Source organism: Streptomyces umbrinus (assembly GCF_030817415.1).
Classification (GTDB): Bacteria; Actinomycetota; Actinomycetes; order Streptomycetales; family Streptomycetaceae; genus Streptomyces; species Streptomyces umbrinus_A.
The window spans coordinates 1,690,666-1,706,181 of the sequence record NZ_JAUSZI010000002.1 but is presented as its reverse complement, the minus strand read 5'-3'; the positions used below and the strand labels follow the sequence as shown (position 1 = coordinate 1,706,181).

The 15,516-nt window shown below is 70.6% G+C and carries 14 protein-coding genes; 11 read left to right on the top strand and 3 right to left on the bottom strand.

Going from position 1 to position 15,516, the window contains the following annotated elements; all coding sequences use genetic code 11:
* Positions 1-37: 37 nt before the first annotated feature.
* The 8 genes from QF035_RS08380 to QF035_RS08345 all read left to right on the top strand — a co-directional run bounded on the left by QF035_RS08380 (position 38) and on the right by QF035_RS08345 (position 8,043).
* Positions 38-1,123, top strand: coding sequence for a sugar ABC transporter substrate-binding protein (locus tag QF035_RS08380; RefSeq protein WP_307519323.1), 1,086 nt, complete (start codon positions 38-40; stop codon positions 1,121-1,123).
* Positions 1,120-2,622, top strand: coding sequence for a sugar ABC transporter ATP-binding protein (locus tag QF035_RS08375; RefSeq protein ID WP_307519320.1), 1,503 nt, complete (start codon positions 1,120-1,122; stop codon positions 2,620-2,622). The genes QF035_RS08380 and QF035_RS08375 overlap by 4 nt, the downstream gene beginning before the upstream one ends.
* Positions 2,615-3,652, top strand: a complete 1,038-nt coding sequence (locus QF035_RS08370) for an ABC transporter permease (protein WP_307519318.1) — start codon at positions 2,615-2,617, stop codon at positions 3,650-3,652. Before QF035_RS08375 ends, QF035_RS08370 begins: the two co-directional genes overlap by 8 nt.
* A gap of 90 nt (positions 3,653-3,742) precedes the next feature.
* Positions 3,743-5,092 carry an L-fuconate dehydratase gene (locus QF035_RS08365; protein WP_307519317.1) on the top strand — a complete coding sequence of 450 codons (1,350 nt, stop codon included), beginning with the start codon at positions 3,743-3,745 and terminating at the stop codon, positions 5,090-5,092.
* The gene (locus tag QF035_RS08360; RefSeq protein WP_307519316.1) at positions 5,089-5,844 is read left to right on the top strand and encodes an SDR family NAD(P)-dependent oxidoreductase; all 756 of its coding nucleotides are present in this window, start codon (positions 5,089-5,091) and stop codon (positions 5,842-5,844) included. Before QF035_RS08365 ends, QF035_RS08360 begins: the two co-directional genes overlap by 4 nt.
* 20 nt (positions 5,845-5,864) lie before the next feature.
* Complete coding sequence (locus QF035_RS08355) at positions 5,865-6,881, top strand: aldo/keto reductase (protein ID WP_307530969.1); 1,017 nt, start codon at positions 5,865-5,867, stop codon at positions 6,879-6,881.
* Positions 6,878-7,192 (top strand): L-rhamnose mutarotase, encoded by a 315-nt coding sequence (locus tag QF035_RS08350; protein ID WP_307519314.1) that lies wholly within the window; start codon positions 6,878-6,880, stop codon positions 7,190-7,192. The genes QF035_RS08355 and QF035_RS08350 overlap by 4 nt, the downstream gene beginning before the upstream one ends.
* Entirely contained in the window at positions 7,189-8,043 is an 855-nt protein-coding gene (locus tag QF035_RS08345) for an amidohydrolase family protein (RefSeq protein WP_307519313.1), read from the top strand. The genes QF035_RS08350 and QF035_RS08345 overlap by 4 nt, the downstream gene beginning before the upstream one ends.
* A gap of 20 nt (positions 8,044-8,063) precedes the next feature.
* Here QF035_RS08345 and QF035_RS08340 read toward each other — a convergent pair whose 3' ends face one another.
* Positions 8,064-9,485, bottom strand: a complete 1,422-nt coding sequence (locus tag QF035_RS08340; protein WP_307519312.1) for a lipase maturation factor family protein — start codon at positions 9,483-9,485, stop codon at positions 8,064-8,066.
* Between the two features lie 79 nt (positions 9,486-9,564).
* On the opposite strand from QF035_RS08340, the gene QF035_RS08335 reads away from it, so the two are divergent.
* From QF035_RS08335 to QF035_RS08325, 3 genes are all read left to right on the top strand, one after another.
* The gene (locus tag QF035_RS08335) at positions 9,565-10,839 is read left to right on the top strand and encodes a DUF6777 domain-containing protein (protein WP_307519310.1); all 1,275 of its coding nucleotides are present in this window, start codon (positions 9,565-9,567) and stop codon (positions 10,837-10,839) included.
* Positions 10,840-10,938: 99 nt separating this feature from the next.
* On the top strand, positions 10,939-13,014 hold the full coding sequence (locus QF035_RS08330) for a SpoIIE family protein phosphatase (RefSeq protein WP_307519309.1): 2,076 nt from the start codon (positions 10,939-10,941) through the stop codon (positions 13,012-13,014).
* 126 nt (positions 13,015-13,140) lie between these two features.
* Positions 13,141-14,004: an Fpg/Nei family DNA glycosylase gene (locus tag QF035_RS08325; protein WP_307519306.1), complete on the top strand. Its 864-nt coding sequence runs from the start codon at positions 13,141-13,143 to the stop codon at positions 14,002-14,004.
* A gap of 93 nt (positions 14,005-14,097) precedes the next feature.
* On the opposite strand, the gene QF035_RS08320 is transcribed toward QF035_RS08325, so the two are convergent.
* Together QF035_RS08320 and QF035_RS08315 are read right to left on the bottom strand one after the other, a co-directional pair.
* Positions 14,098-14,769, bottom strand: a complete 672-nt coding sequence (locus QF035_RS08320) for an anti-sigma factor family protein (RefSeq protein WP_307519305.1) — start codon at positions 14,767-14,769, stop codon at positions 14,098-14,100.
* A 195-nt stretch (positions 14,770-14,964) separates the two neighbouring features.
* Positions 14,965-15,480, bottom strand: coding sequence for a hypothetical protein (locus QF035_RS08315; protein ID WP_055617218.1), 516 nt, complete (start codon positions 15,478-15,480; stop codon positions 14,965-14,967).
* Positions 15,481-15,516 lie beyond the last annotated feature (36 nt).

Here is a 15,516-nt window from a genome sequence, read left to right as displayed (position 1 = left end):
GGCACCTGCTCGATCACGCTCAACGAGGAGCCGATAGATGGCCGGCAGAACAGTGCGGTACCGGAACGGTCGAAACACCTCACGGGCGATACGTGCGGCGGCCGTTGCCGCCTGCGCCACGCTCGTACTCGCGGCATGCGGCAGCACCAAGGACAACGTCGCCTCCAAGGGCGACGGCGGAGGCGACGGCAGCGGCAAGGTCGGCGTGATCCTGCCCCTGCTGACCTCGCCGTTCTGGCAGTCGTACAACGACTACGTGCCCAAGATGGCGAAGACCGAGGACGTCGACGCCCTCAAGACCGTGAACTCCAACAGTGACCCGTCGCAGCAGATCACGGACATCAACAACCAGCTCAACCAGGGTGTGAAGGGCCTCGTCGTGGCCCCCCTGGACAGCGCCGCGATCTCCGCCGGGCTCGACCAGGCCGAGCGCAAGGGCGTGCCCGTGGTCGCCGTGGACGTGGCGCCCGAGAAGGGCAAGGTCGCGATGGTCGTACGCGCCAACAACGTCGCGTACGGGGAGAAGGCCTGCGAGTACCTCGGCAAGCAGATCCCCTCCGGCAAGGTCGTGCAGATCATGGGCGACCTGGCCTCGGTCAACGGCCGGGACCGCTCCGAGGCCTTCCGGGCCTGCGTGAAGGAGAAGTTCCCGAAGCTGAAGGTCCTGGAGATCCCCGCGAAGTGGGAGTCCGACACGGCGGCCTCCAAGCTGGACACGCTCCTCAACGCCAACCCGGACATCAAGGGCATCTACATGCAGGCGGGCGGCGTCTACCTCGCGCCCACGCTGCAGACCCTGAAGTCCAAGGGGCTGCTGAAGCCGGTCGGCCAGAAGGGCCACATCGCGATCGTCTCGAACGACGGCATCCCGCAGGAGTACGACGCCATCCGCAAGGGCCAGATCGACGCCACCGTCTCGCAGCCGGCCGACCTCTACGCCAAGTACGGCATGTACTACATCAAGGCGGCGATGGAGGGGAAGACCTTCAAGCCGGGTCCGACCGACCACGACTCCGAGATCGTCAAGCTGCCCAGCGGCATCCTCGAGGACCAGCTGCCGGCGCCGCTGGTGACCAAGGAGAACGTCGACGACCCCGAGCTGTGGGGCAACACGGTCAAATGAGCACACCACTCGTTGAGGCGCGGGGCATAGCCAAGCGGTACGGCCCCACGGTCGCCCTCGCCGACGGACAGCTGACCGTGCACGCGGGCGAGTCCCATGCCCTCGTCGGGCGCAACGGCGCGGGCAAGTCCACCCTCGTCACCGTACTCACCGGCCTCCAGGCCCCCGACGAGGGCACGGTCAGCTTCGACGGCGAGCCCGCGCCCGCCCTCACCGACCGGGACGCCTGGCGGCGCAAGGTGGCCTGCGTCTACCAGAAGCCCACCGTCGTCCCCGAGCTGACGGTCGCCGAGAACCTCTTCATCAACCGGCAGCCGCAGGGCCGCGGCGGCTTCATCAGCTGGCGCAGGCTGAAGACCGAGGCCGCGGAGGTCCTCGACACCTGGGACGTCCACGTCGACCCGGACGCGCGGACCGCCGACCTCAAGGTCGAGGACCGCCAAATGGTGGAGATCGCCCGGGCGTTGAGCTTCGGCGCCCGGTTCATCGTCCTCGACGAACCGACCGCCCAGCTCGACAACCGGGAGATCGAGCGCCTCTTCACCCGCATGCGCGCGCTCCAGGAATCCGGCGTCACGTTCCTGTTCATCTCGCACCACCTCCAGGAGGTGTACGAGGTGTGCCAGACCGTGACGGTCCTGCGCGACGCCCGCTGGATCACCACGGCCCCGGTGGCCGAGCTGCCGCGGGCGGCCCTGGTCGAGGCCATGGCGGGGGAGTCCATCGCCGCCGTGGAGGAGAAGGCATCCCGTGGCGACGTGGACGCCGGCGCGCCCGTCGTCCTCGAAGCACACGGGCTCACGTCGGAGTCGTACGAGAGCATCGACCTCACCGTCCGTGGTGGTGAGGTCGTCGGTCTCGCCGGATCGAGCGGCAGCGGCAAGATCGAGCTGGCCGAGTCCTTCGCGGGACTGCACACGCCGACCGGCGGAACCGCCCAACTGGAGGGCAGGCGGCTGCCGTTCGGCGATGTGACAGCCGCTCTGCGCGCGGGGGTCGGCTGTGTCCCGCGCGACCGGCACGGGCAGGGACTTGTCTTCGGCATGACCGTCGGCGACAACGCCACCATGAGCGTCCTGGACCGCCTCGGCCGGTACGGGTTCGTCGGCACCGACCGCAAACGGGGCTTCGCCGACGAGCTGATCGAGCGGCTCGACATCCACACCGCGGGACCAGACCAGCCCGTGTCCGACCTCTCCGGCGGCAACGCGCAGAAGGTCGTCATGGCCCGGGCCCTCGCCTCCGACCCACGGTTGCTGGTCCTGATCAACCCCACCGCGGGCGTCGACGTGAAGTCCAAGGAGTCCCTGCTCTCCCGCATGGACTCGGCCCGGGACGACGGCACCGCCGTGCTCGTCGTCTCCGACGAACTCGACGACCTGCGCCGCTGCGACCGCGTCCTCGTCCTCTTCCACGGCCGCGTCGTCGCCGAGCACCCGGCGGGCTGGCGCGACCACGAGCTGATCGCCTCCATCGAAGGAGTGGACCACCATGGCTGACACGAAGGCCCCGTCGGCCTCGGCCTCCACCCCCCTACGGCCACTCAAGAGCAAGGCCGACGCCAAGGCCGTACTCCTGCGCAGGGCACGCGAACTCGCCCTCGTACCGGCCCTGTTGCTGCTGCTCGTCCTCGGTGCGTTCGTCAACGACGCCTTCCTCACCGAGCAGAACCTGATCTCCATCCTTGGGGCCTCGGCAGCCCTCGCGATGGTGGTCCTCGCCGAGTCGCTCGTGCTCATCACCGGCAAGTTCGACCTGTCGCTTGAGTCGGTCGTCGGCATCGCGCCCGCCGTCGGCGCGCTGTTGCTGCTGCCCGCCGCACAGTCGGGCTGGGGCACGGAACTGCCCGCCGGAGTCGCCCTGCTCGCGATCCTCGTGGTGGGCGCGATCATCGGCGGCTTCAACGGCATCCTCGTGGTGAAGCTCAAGCTCAACGCGTTCATCGTGACGCTGGCGATGCTGATCATCCTGCGCGGTCTGCTGGTCGGCGCGACCGAGGGCAAGACGCTCTTCGGCATGCCCGACGCCTTCTACACGCTCGCCACCACCACCTTCCTGACCGTGCCCATCTCGGTGTGGCTGGCGGCGGCGTCGTTCGGCGTCGCCGGGTTCTTCCTCAAGTACCACCGCCTGGGGCGTGCCCTGTACGCGATCGGCGGCAACGCGGACGCGGCCCGCGCGGCCGGCATCCGGGTCGAGCGCGTGATGCTCGGCGTGTTCGTCGTGGCCGGGACGCTCGCCGCGGTCGGCGGTCTCATGCAGACCGGCTACGTCGGCGCGATCAACGCCAACCAGGGCCAGAACATGATCTTCACGGTGTTCGCGGCCGCGGTCATCGGCGGCATCAGCCTCGACGGGGGCAAGGGCACGATGTTCGGCGCCCTGACGGGCGTCCTCCTTCTTGGGGTTGTGCAGAACCTGCTCACCCTTGCGCAGGTGCCGTCCTTCTGGATCCAAGCCATTTATGGGGGAATCATCCTTGTTGCCCTGATGATCGCCCGCGTGACCACCGGCCGTGCGCAGGACTAGGTGTCGTGTGCAGCCGCGGGTCCGTCGTGGCTGGTCGCGCAGTTCCTCGCGCCCCTGAAGGGCGCCTGTCCCTGACCGAAAGGCACCTCCGTGTCCTCATCTGCCGCTCGCATCACCGCGGTCGACACCTACGACATCCGTTTCCCCACCTCGCGCGAGCTCGACGGCTCCGACGCGATGAACCCGGACCCCGACTACTCGGCCGCGTACGTCGTGCTGCGCACAGGCAGCGACGACACGGCCGACGGCCTGGAGGGACACGGATTCACCTTCACCATCGGGCGGGGCAATGATGTCCAGGTCGCCGCGATCGAGGCGCTGCGCCCGCACATCCTGGGCCGGCCGGTGGACGAACTGTGCGCGGATCCGGGCGCGTTGAGCCGGGACCTGATCGGGGACAGCCAACTGCGGTGGCTCGGGCCCGAGAAGGGCGTGATGCACATGGCGATCGGCGCCGTCGTCAACGCCGTCTGGGACCTGGCCGCCAAGCACGCCGAGAAGCCGCTCTGGCAGTTGCTCGCTGACGCCACGCCCGAATGGCTCGTGTCCCAGGTGGACTTCCGCTACATCGCGGACGTCCTCACGCCCGAGGAGGCCCTGAGCCTGTTGACCCGGGGCCGGGAGGGCGCGACGGAACGCGTCGCGCTGCTCAAGGAGCGCGGCTTCCCCGGCTACACCACCTCGCCCGGCTGGCTGGGCTACTCGGACGAGAAGCTGACCCGGCTGGCCCGCCAGGCCGTCGCCGACGGCTTCACCCAGATCAAGCTGAAGGTCGGCGCGGACCTCGCCGACGACGTACGCCGCTGCCGGGTGGCCCGTTCCGTGGTCGGGCCCGACATCCGCGTCGCCATCGACGCCAACCAGCGCTGGAACGTCGACGAGGCCATCGAGTGGACCAGGGCACTCGCCGAGTTCGACCCGTACTGGATCGAGGAGCCCACCAGCCCCGACGACGTCCTCGGCCACGCCACGATCCGCAAGGCGATCGCCCCGGTCAAGGTCGCCACCGGCGAGCACGTACAGAACCGGATCATCTTCAAGCAGCTTCTCCAGGCGGGTGCCATCGACGTCCTGCAGATCGACGCGGCCCGTGTCGGCGGCGTCAACGAGAACCTCGCGATCCTGCTCCTCGCGGCCAAGTTCGGCGTCCCGGTCTGCCCGCACGCCGGCGGCGTCGGCCTGTGCGAACTGGTCCAGCACCTCTCGATGTTCGACTACGTGGCACTGTCCGGCACGACCGAGGACCGGGTGATCGAATACGTCGATCATCTGCACGCCCACTTCCTCGACCCGGTGGTGATCAGAGAGGGTCACTACATGGCACCCACCTCACCGGGCTTCTCGGCGACCATGCGGCCGGAGTCCATCGCGGAGTTCACGTTCCCCGGCGGCACCTTCTGGGCCGCCGACCTCGACCGGCAGAAGGAGCAGGCGGCATGAGCGACTTCGAGGGCCTCAAGGCCCTGGTGACGGGCGGCGCCTCCGGCATCGGCCGGGCCACCGCGGAGCTCCTCGCCTTCCGCGGCGCCCAGGTCGCCGTGCTCGACCTGGACCCCACGAGCGTGGAGAAGCCCCTGCTCGGCTATCAGGCGGACGTCACCGACGACGACTCCGTACGCCGGGCCGTCGCCGCCGCGGTCGCCGACCTGGGCGGCCTCGACGTGCTGATCAACAACGCGGGCATCGGCGCCCAGGGCACCGTCGAGGACAACGACGACGAGGTCTGGCACCGCGTGCTGGACGTCAACGTCCTCGGCATGGTCCGTACGGCCCGGGCGGCCCTGCCGCACCTGCGGAAGTCCTCGCACGCGGCCATCGTGAACACCTGCTCCATCGCGGCCACCGCGGGCCTCCCGCAGCGCGCCCTGTACTCCGCGTCCAAGGGCGCCGTCCTGTCGCTGACCCTCGCCATGGCCGCCGACCACGTCCGCGAGGGCATCCGCGTCAACTGCGTGAACCCCGGGACCGTCGACACCCCGTGGGTCGGCCGCCTCCTCGACGCCGCGACGGACCCCGCCGCCGAACGGGCCGCTCTGGAGGCCCGCCAGCCCACCGGCCGCCTCGTCTCCGCGTCCGAAGTCGCGGGCGCCGTCGCCTACTTGGCGAGCCCGCTGTCCGGCGCCACCACCGGCACCGCGCTCGCCGTGGACGGCGGTATGCAGGGGCTGCGACTGCGTCCGGCGGGCCAGTGAGCGGGCCGGTGGGCGAGCCCGTGAACAGGCTCGGCCGCAGCGGCGTCGAGATCACCACCCTCGCCCTCGGCGCGGCCGGCATCGGCAACCTCTTCACGGAGGTCCCGGACGAGCAGGCGTACGAGACCGTGGTCGCCGCCTGGGACGCGGGCGTCCGGTACTTCGACACCGCGCCCCACTACGGCATCGGCCTCTCCGAACGCCGCCTGGGGGCGGCCCTGAGCGAGCGCCCCCGGTCGGCGTACACCATCTCTACCAAGGTGGGCCGCCGTCTGGAGCCCAGCGACGCGGGCGGCGACGACCTCGCCAACGACCTCGCCAACGGCTTCGCCGTGCCCGCCACACACCGCCGCGTTTGGGACTTCAGCGCGGACGGCGTACGCCGCAGCCTGGAGGCCAGCCTGGAACGGCTCGGCCTCGACCGGGTGGACGTCGTCTACCTCCACGACCCGGACGACCACGCCGAACAGGCCTTCCGGGAGGGCTATCCGGCGCTGGAGAAACTCCGCGCGGAGGGCGTGGTGAGCGCGATCGGCGCGGGCATGAACCAGGCCGAGATGCTCACCCGCTTCATCCTCGACACCGACGTCGACGTGGTGCTCTGCGCCGGGCGCTACACCCTCCTCGACCAGGGCGCCCTGGCCGAACTGCTGCCGGCCGCGCAGGAGCGCGGGACCTCGGTCGTCGTCGGGGGTGCCTTCAACTCCGGTCTGCTGGCCGACCCGAGGCCGGGAGCGACGTTCAACTACACGGCCGCACCGCCCGAGGTGCTGGACCGCGCCCTCGCTCTCGACGCCATGGCCGACCGGCACGGCACCACCCTGCGCGCCGCCGCCCTGGCCTTCTGCGCCGCCCATCCGGCCGTCGCGGGCGTCCTCGTGGGAGCGAAGTCGCCGCACGAAGTCCGCGACTGCGCCGAGCAGTTCACGGCGCCCGTGCCCGCCGCCTTCTGGCAGGAGGTGCGGGACGCGGGCCTTCTGCCCGCCGACGCCCCCGTACCCGGCGAGGACGCGTCGAAGCCGGAGGAGCCGTCATGAGAGTGGCCCTGCACACCAAGGTCCGCGCCGACCGCGTCGCCGAGTACGACGCCGCCCACCGCGAGGTCCCCGAGAAGCTCACGGACGCCATCCGCGCCGCCGGAGCCTCCTCCTGGACGATCTGGCGCAGCGGAACCGACCTCTTCCACGTCCTGGAGTGCGAGGACTACCCGCGACTCCTCGCCGAACTGGAGCAACTGCCCGTCAACATCGCCTGGCAGGCCCGGATGGCGGAGCTCCTCGACGTGGTGCACGACTACTCGGCCGAGGGCTCACGGGCGGAGCTTCCGGTCGTATGGGAGCTGCCATGACCGCACGCACGGGCGCCGTCGACGCCCACCACCACGTCTGGGACCTCTCCGTACGGGACCAGGACTGGATCACCGGCCCCGAACTGGTGCCCCTGAGAAGGAACTTCACCGTCGAGGACCTGGAGCCCGAGGCACGTGCCGTCGGAGTCACCCGGACCGTCCTCGTGCAGACGGTCACGGTGGCGGAGGAGACCCCGGAGTTCCTGGCCCTGGCGGAGGCACAGGACCTGATCGGCGGAGTCGTCGGCTGGACCGACCTCACCAGTCCCGGCGTGGCCGACGAACTGGCCCGGCTGCGCGAACTGCCGGGCGGCCGTCACCTCAAGGGCATCCGTCACCAGGTCCAGGGCGAGCCGGACCCCGAATGGCTGCTGCGCGAGGACGTACGCCGAGGACTGGCGGCGGTCGCCGAGGCGGGCCTGGTCTACGACCTGGTGGTCCTCCCGCACCAACTGCGGGCCTGCGCGAGGGCGGCGGAGCTCCACCCCGAACTCACCTTCGTACTGGACCACTTGGGCAAGCCCCCGATCGCCGCGGGCGAGCCGGAACCCTGGGCCACCGGCATCCACGCCCTCGCGGCGCTGCCGAACACCGTCTGCAAGCTCTCCGGAATGGTCACGGAGGCGGACCCGAAGGGCTGGAAGGTGGGCGACCTGACCCGCTACTCGGACACCGTGCTGGAAGCCTTCGGCCCCGGCCGGCTCATGTTCGGCTCCGACTGGCCGGTGTGCACCCTCGTTGCCTCGTACACCGAAGTGGCGGACATCGCGGGCCAGTTGACCGGGAAACTCGGTGAGAGCGAACAGGAGGAGATCTTCGCGGCCACCGCGACCCGCGTCTACGGCCTCTGACGCACAGTGCGGATTCACTTCTACGACCTCTGGACCACCACGTCCAGCCGCGTCGGTGGTAGGAATTCCCGTACATACGTCCGCTCCCAGCAGGCGCCCGTCTCCCGCAGTTCCTGCCAGGTCGTGTACCGGTAGCGGAAGAGGCGGGCCCGGACGTACCGGGGCGGTGCGTCCGGCGGGAACGGGGAGCGGCGCAGGAGGCGCAGCGTGTCCCGGTCGTTCTCCAGGAGCCGCTCCACCAGGGTGCCGAACCACGATTCGGCGTAGGCGGGGGAGAGCGCGGCGAACCACATCATCCAGTCGAGCCGCAGGTGGTACGGGGCGAACTGACGCGGCCAGCGCCTCGGATCGCCGGGCTTGCCCCTGAACTCGTACTCCCGCCAGTCGGAGTCCTCGTGGGGTACGGAGTCGGCCGTGCCCTCGACCACCACCTCGTACCGGATACGGCTGACGCTGCCGAACGCCCCGTAGGTGTTCACCAGGTGGAGGGGGTCGAAGGAGCGGTTCATGACCTGGCGGCGGGAGATCATGTTGCGGACCGGGCGGTAGCTCAGCGTCACGAGCAGCACGGCGACCGCGAGGACCACGACCTCGTACCAGAGCGGGGCGCCGGGGACGTCCGGGGCCGTGCCCGGGAGCTCCAGTGCCGAGAGGGCCAGCACGATCGTGATCCAGTTCAGCCAGGAGAAGTTGCCGGACAGGATCAGCCACAGCTGGGTGAGGATCATCAGGGACGCGGCGGCCGTGGCGACGGGCTGAGGCGTGAACAGCAGGACGGGAACGACGAGTTGGGTGAAGTGGTTGGCGGCCACCTCGACCCGGTGCAGCGGCTTCGGCAGATGGTGGAAGAACCAGCTCAGCGGGCCGGGCATCGGCTGGGTCTCGTGGTGGTGGTCGAGGCACGTCAGCTTGCGCCAGCACGCGTCGCCGCGCATCTTGATCAGCCCCGCCCCGAACTCGACGCGGAACAGGATCCAGCGCAGCAGGAAGAGCACCACGACCGGCGGCGCGACCTCGTCGTTGCCCAGGAAGACCGCGAGGAAGCCGGTCTCCAGGAGCAGGGACTCCCAGCCGAACGAGTACCAGGTCTGGCCGACGTTCACGATCGACAGATACATGACCCAGGGCACCAGCCAGAGCAGCATGGCGCCCCACAGCGGCAGCAGACCGTCCAGCCCGGCGACGAGCGCCACCGACACCGCGCAGCCGGTCCACGCCCAGGCCGCGAAGAAGCGGTCGGAGCAGTGGAGATGGAACGCGCTCGGCGCCTGCCGGAACGGCACCCGCGCCACGAACCGGGACACCGGCAGCATCCCGCGCTCGCCGATCAGTGCACGGAACTGCAACGCCGCGCCCAGGAACGCGACGAGATAGATCACGGCCAGAGCCTTCTGGAGGACCAGCCGGCTCATCCAGTACTCGGGGGCTGTGAACCACTCCACGGAGCCCGCTCCCTTCCCTGCCATTGTGACGCTGCGTGACTCGCTCCGGCTTGCGGGGTTCCCGGGACCGGCGCAGACAATGGTGGACATATTGCCCGGGCCGGACCGGGACGGACGGGAGAACGTGGTGCGCATACCCACCAGAACCCTCGTCACGGCCTGCGCGCTCTCCGCGGCGCTCCTCACGGGGGGCTGCGGCGGCGACGGGGACAAGGCGTCCGGCTCCGCCACCTCCGGCGGCGAGGTCTTCCTCCAGCCGGTAGCGGACCAGGGCCCGGACCCCTTCACCGACTCCACGGCCACCGCGACCGCGCCACCCGTCACCCGTACGCCCGAGTCCACGCCCACCGGACACGCCACGGCCACGGCGGAGGGCGTGAGGTCCATCTCCGGCGGCACGCCGGGCCTCTACGGAGGCACCCGGCACGTCGGCAGCTGCGACGTCGACCGGCAGATCCGCTTCCTCACCGCCGACCAGGTCAAGGCGCGCGCCTTCGCTCGGGCCGCAGGCATCGCCCAGGCAGGCATCCCCGACTACCTGCGCGGGCTGACCTCGGTCGTGCTGCGCGCCGACACCAGAGTCACGAACCACGGTTTCCGGGACGGGCGCGCGACCGAGTACCAGGCCGTCCTCCAGGCGGGCACCGCCGTCCTCGTCGACAACCGGGGCGTACCGCGTGTGCGCTGCGCCTGCGGGAACCCCCTCAAGCCGCCGGTCGCCCTCCAGGGAACCACCGGGCACAACGGCCGCCCGTGGTCCGGCTACCAGCCCACCAAGGTCATCGTGGTCACTCCGGCCCCGCGGGTGATCGTCAACATCACGATCATCAACATCCAGAACAACACCTGGATCGAGAGGCGGATCGGCGACCACGACGGCGACGAGGACCGCATCGTGCCCGCGCCCCTCGTCGACCCGCACAGCCCGCGCCCGGACGGATCCTCGCTGTCGCCGGACGATTCGTCGTCCGATCGGCCGTCGCCCGACGGGTCGTCGTCGGAGAGTTCCCCGGAAAGCGCCGACGAGTCCGCGAGCGACTGCGTGACACCGACCGTGACCATCACCCCCGGCACCACCGAGGGCACTCCGACGGACGACTCCACGGACACCACGCCCCCGGACCCCTCGGACTGCCCCACGGTCACCGAGACGGCCACTCCGGACCCCTCCGACGGCCTGGTGTCGCCCCCGGACGGTACGGACACGGGCACGCCGCCCGACACGGACGTCCCCGACGAGCCCACCGTCGACCAGCCCGAACCGCCGCTGGACTCCCCGGACAGCGAGGCCGGCCCCGACACCGTCCCGGAGGGCCCCGATCTGCCCGACGGCGGCGGCCTGATCCCCGGCTAGGCGCGGCCGTGCGCAACCTGTCGTACATCCGTCGGCCGAGCGGTTCCCGAGGGCGTCCCACGGGTCGAAGAATCACCCAAATCCTGGCAAGGTGGGCCCATGGTTGATCGGGGAGCGAGCGCCCTGTCACTCCCGGACGACTGGCCCGCCCACCCGGACCCGATCCTGGCGCTCAACCGCATGGGCAGCTTCGACTGGGACCTGGACACCGGAACGTTTCAGATGGATGCCCTGGCCCACGAGATCTTCGACGTGCGCCCCGACGAGTTCGACGGCCGCCCCGAATCGCTGAGCCCCCGGGTGCCGCCGACCGAGGGCCGCCGCCTGGACGCCCATGTCTCCCAGGCCATCAAGGACGGCAGCGAGAACTACGGGGCGTACTTCCGGGTCCGCCGCCGTGACGGCACCCTGCGCTGGACCCACACCCAGGGCTACATCCGGCGCGACGAGACCGGCCGTCCGCGCCGCATCATCGGCATCGTCCGCGACGCCACGGAGGAACTCGGCGAGGCCGAGGCCCGCCGCGAGCAGGCCGCCCTGGACGCGGCCCGCCGCGAGCAGACGAACGTCGTGCAGATCACCACCGCGGCCCTCGCGCACGCCCACACCGTCCAGGACGTCATCGACGTCCTCAAGGACACCCACGGGGTCACCCACCTGGGCGCCAAGAGTCTCGTCATGGGTCTGGTCGAGGCCGGCCGCATCCGGCTGGTCGCCGAGGGCCCCGAGGGCAGCTTCGTACCGGGCACCCTGGTCACCCGTATCGACGAGCAGTACCCGATGAGCGAGGCCGTGCGCACGCTCGCCCCGCGCTTCATCGAGTCGCCGGAGGAGTTCGCCGAGCGCTACCCGCTGCTCTGGCCGCACATCACCGGTCTGGAGATCACCTCGGCCGCCTATCTGCCGCTCATCGCCCAGGCCAGACCCATCGGCGCCATCGGACTGCTCTACAACGACCGGCATGGCTTCTCGTCGGAGGACCGCAACGTCCTGGTCGCGCTCGGCAGCAGCATCGCGCAGAGCCTCCAGCGGGCCATGTTCTACGAGCAGGAGAAGGACCTCGCCCAGGGCCTCCAACAGGCCATGCTGCCGCGCTCCATCCCCAGCGTCCCCGGCGCCGACATCGCGGTCCGCTACCGCTCCGGCTCCCTCGGCCGGGACATCGGCGGCGACTGGTACGACGTGATCCCGCTGCCCGGCGGACGCGTCGGGGCCGTCATCGGCGACGTCCAGGGCCACGACACGCACGCGGCCGCCGTCATGGGCCAGCTGCGCATCGTCCTGCGCGCCTACGCGGCCGAGGGCCACACCCCCGCCACCGTCATGGCCCGCGCCTCCGTCTTCCTGCACGAACTCGACACCGAGCGCTTCGCCACCTGCCTGTACGCGGAGGTCGACCTGTCCACCGGTGTGATGCAGGTCGTCAGGGCGGGCCACATCGACCCGCTTGTCCGTGACACCGACGGCAGCTGCCGCAGACTGCCCGTCGAAGGGGGCCTGCCCCTCGGCCTCTCCGCCCTGTTCGGGCGCCTCGAATACCCGGTCAACACCCTCGAACTCGACCCCGGCCAGACCCTCCTGCTGTGCACCGACGGCCTCGTCGAACAGCCCGGGATCGACCTCGACGACGGCATGCAGACCCTGCGCGCGCTCATCTCCACCGGCCCCGACGACGTACGCGACCTCGCGGACCGGCTCATCGACGTGGCCGAGGAACGCGGCGGCGAGGACGACGTGGCGCTGCTCCTGATGCGGCGCCTCGGCCTCGACGCGCAGCGCCCCGGAGGCCGCCTCCAGCAGCACGTCGGGCCCGGCGACCCCGAGGCGCTCGCCGAGTCCCGGCACATGATCCGGGCGGCCGTACGCGCCTGGGGCGCGGGTGAGAGGGCCGACGAGATCGAGCTGGTCGCGGACGAGCTGATCACCAATGCCCTGATGCACACGGAGGGCTCCGCGATTGTGACGTTGCGTGTCCTCGCCGGGCTCGACCGGCGGCTCCGTGTGGAGGTCGAGGACGCGTCCAGTGCGTTGCCGCGGCGGCGGGAGGCGGGGGAGTCCGGGGTCTCCGGGAGGGGGCTGCTCTTGGTCGACCGGCTCGCGGATGTGTGGGGCGTGGAGGCTCGGGGTGGTGGCAAGTGCGTGTGGTGCGAGTTCTCGGTGCCCGAACGGAAGTGAGCGGGGCTGGAGGCTTGCGGGTGCGTTGTGATGTGCCGGTCGTTGAGGCTTGTCGCGCCCACGTGGCGGAGCCGCACGATGTCACAGCCCCGCGCCGTGGAGGGGCGGGGGTGGCACCCTGGTTCTATGCCGGAGCTGCCTGAGGTCGAAGCCCTGAGGAACTTTCTGGGTGATCATCTGGTCGGTCACGAGATCGTGCGGGTGTTGCCCGTCGCGATCAGTGTGCTGAAGACGTACGAGCCGCCGCTGAGCGCCCTCGAAGGGCGTGAGGTCGTGGCCGTGCACCGGCACGGGAAGTTTCTGGACCTGGAGACGGACGGCGGGCCGCGCTTCGTGACGCATCTGGCACGGGCGGGGTGGCTGCACTGGAAGGACCGGCTTCCGGACGGGCCGCCGCGGCCCGGCAAGGGCCCGCTGGCGATGCGCGTCGCCCTGGAGACCGGCGAGGGCTTCGACCTCACCGAGGCGGGCACCCAGAAGCGGCTGGCCGTGTACGTCGTACGGGATCCGGGTGAGGTCCCGGGTGTCGCCCGGCTCGGCCCGGACCCGCTGGCCGACGACTTCGACGAGGCCCGTTTCGCGAAGCTCCTACACGGCGAGCGGCGGCAGCTGAAGGGCGCCCTGCGTGACCAGAGTCTGATCGCGGGAGTGGGGAACGCCTACAGCGACGAGATCCTGCACGCCGCGAAGATGTCGCCCTTCAAGCTCGCCTCGTCCCTCACGCCGGAGGAGACGGGGCGGCTGTACGAGGCCCTGCGGACGACCCTCGCCGACGCCGTCGAGCGCTCCCACGGAATCGCCGCGGGCCGGCTGAAGGCCGAGAAGAAGAGCGGACTGCGGGTCCACGGCCGCACCGGAGAGTCCTGCCCGGTCTGTGGCGACACCATCCGCGAGGTCTCCTTCAGCGACTCGTCCCTCCAGTACTGCCCGACCTGCCAGACGGGCGGCAAGCCCCTCGCGGACCGCAGGATGTCGAAGTTCCTGAAGTAGGCCATGTGAAGCCACGGCGAGCCGTGACCGGCCGTCAGGCGCCCACGCAAGGGCCGTCGGGCACCCGCTTAGGTGCCGTCAGGCGCCCGCGCCTCAGGGGGCCTTGAGCGTCACCAGTGCCTGCCCGTCCGGGTTGCGCACCTCGTAGCGGACGACCTCGCCGGGATGCATCGCCGCCGCGCCCTGCATGGGCTCGGAGGGCTTGCTCTCGGCGGTCCCGCCGGTCTTCTCGGGCACGGTCCAGCTGAGTACGACCTGCTCCGAGTCGTCGCGGCCTATGGCGACGAGCTGGCAGCGCAGGAGACTCGGCGCGTTCTTGACCTTCAGGTCCACTTCGCTGCCCCAGGCGCGGTTCAGGGTGGTGACCTCGGCCCATACGCCCGACGACGGGTCGGTCGCCGCGACCGTCTGGCCGCCGGAGGACTCGTCCCCGGTGAAGACCGCCACCGCGGGACCGCCCACGGCGAAGACCACGGCCGCGGCGACGGCGTACAGCCAGCGCCTGCGCCCGCTGCGGCGTGTCGACGCGACATCGTCCAGGAGCCGGTCCAGCAGGGCCGGCCCGGCCTGCGTCATGGGATGCACCGCACGTGGCGTCGCCTGGGCGTATGCCCGCAACGACCGTGTGGTGGCTGCCAGTTCATGTATCTGAACCGCACACTGGGGACACTCCGTGAGGTGGTCCTCGAAGCGGAAGGCATCCGCCTCGTCCAGCACGCCGAGCGCATATGCGCCGACGTCGCGGTGGCGTTCCAGCGACCTCATACCAAATCCTCGGTGCCGATGGGGTGTGTGTGCGGGGAGTAGTTGCTTGCCCACCGGTACGCAGGAGACCGCCGAATCACTCAAGTCCCGCAGGAAACGAACCAAGAGATTCGGAGCGGACGGGCCCTCGGATTGGTCGAGGTTCAGAAAAAACTGGCCAGGGTAGTTGGAGGGGGAAGTCTGTCGGAAAATCGCTCAGAAAAGATGGATCGCCAGGTGCCCCAGCGGCAGCCCCAGCTGCCAGGCGGGCGTCCAGACCTTCGGGCCGTCGTCCTCCCCGATGACCGGACCGCCGCCCGGCACCGCGTCCAGGTCGGGCGCGAGCAGTTCGGTCTCCTCCAGCCAGCGCCAGGCCGCCGTCGCCAGGTCCAGATCCGGCGCCGGGCCACCCGCGTCGATCGCCTCGGCCGCGAGTCCGGCCATGCGCTCGCGCACCCAGTCCTGCCACGGCTGGTCGTACGCCGTCAGCGACAACCACGTCTCCAGCTGTGAGACGACCCGGATGCCGGAGAGTTCGCCACTCGTGTCCGACAGGAAGATGGTGAGCGCCAGGGCGTCGCGCCCGGCGCGGAACTCGAAGGACGTCGGCGGCATCAGGTCGCCCGTCCGCAGCAGTTCGTCGGCGATGTACTCGGCGTACAACCACGCCATGGGGACGGTGAGTTCACCACCGCCCGCGCCGTCCGTGCTCTCTTGACCTCTGTGCAGCATCCCTTCCTGCCTTCCTCCGGTGCGTGCGCGTCGCCC

Coding starts and splice junctions, on each gene's coding strand:
- QF035_RS08360 (WP_307519316.1), top strand. CDS start 5,089: ATGAGCGACTTCGAGGGCCTCAAGGCCCTGGTGACGGGCGGCGCCTCC.
- QF035_RS08380 (WP_307519323.1), top strand. CDS start 38: ATGGCCGGCAGAACAGTGCGGTACCGGAACGGTCGAAACACCTCACGG.
- QF035_RS08325 (WP_307519306.1), top strand. CDS start 13,141: ATGCCGGAGCTGCCTGAGGTCGAAGCCCTGAGGAACTTTCTGGGTGAT.
- QF035_RS08375 (WP_307519320.1), top strand. CDS start 1,120: ATGAGCACACCACTCGTTGAGGCGCGGGGCATAGCCAAGCGGTACGGC.
- QF035_RS08330 (WP_307519309.1), top strand. CDS start 10,939: ATGGTTGATCGGGGAGCGAGCGCCCTGTCACTCCCGGACGACTGGCCC.
- QF035_RS08335 (WP_307519310.1), top strand. CDS start 9,565: ATGGTGGACATATTGCCCGGGCCGGACCGGGACGGACGGGAGAACGTG.
- QF035_RS08350 (WP_307519314.1), top strand. CDS start 6,878: ATGAGAGTGGCCCTGCACACCAAGGTCCGCGCCGACCGCGTCGCCGAG.
- QF035_RS08315 (WP_055617218.1), bottom strand. CDS start 15,480: ATGCTGCACAGAGGTCAAGAGAGCACGGACGGCGCGGGCGGTGGTGAA.
- QF035_RS08345 (WP_307519313.1), top strand. CDS start 7,189: ATGACCGCACGCACGGGCGCCGTCGACGCCCACCACCACGTCTGGGAC.
- QF035_RS08370 (WP_307519318.1), top strand. CDS start 2,615: ATGGCTGACACGAAGGCCCCGTCGGCCTCGGCCTCCACCCCCCTACGG.
- QF035_RS08320 (WP_307519305.1), bottom strand. CDS start 14,769: ATGAGGTCGCTGGAACGCCACCGCGACGTCGGCGCATATGCGCTCGGC.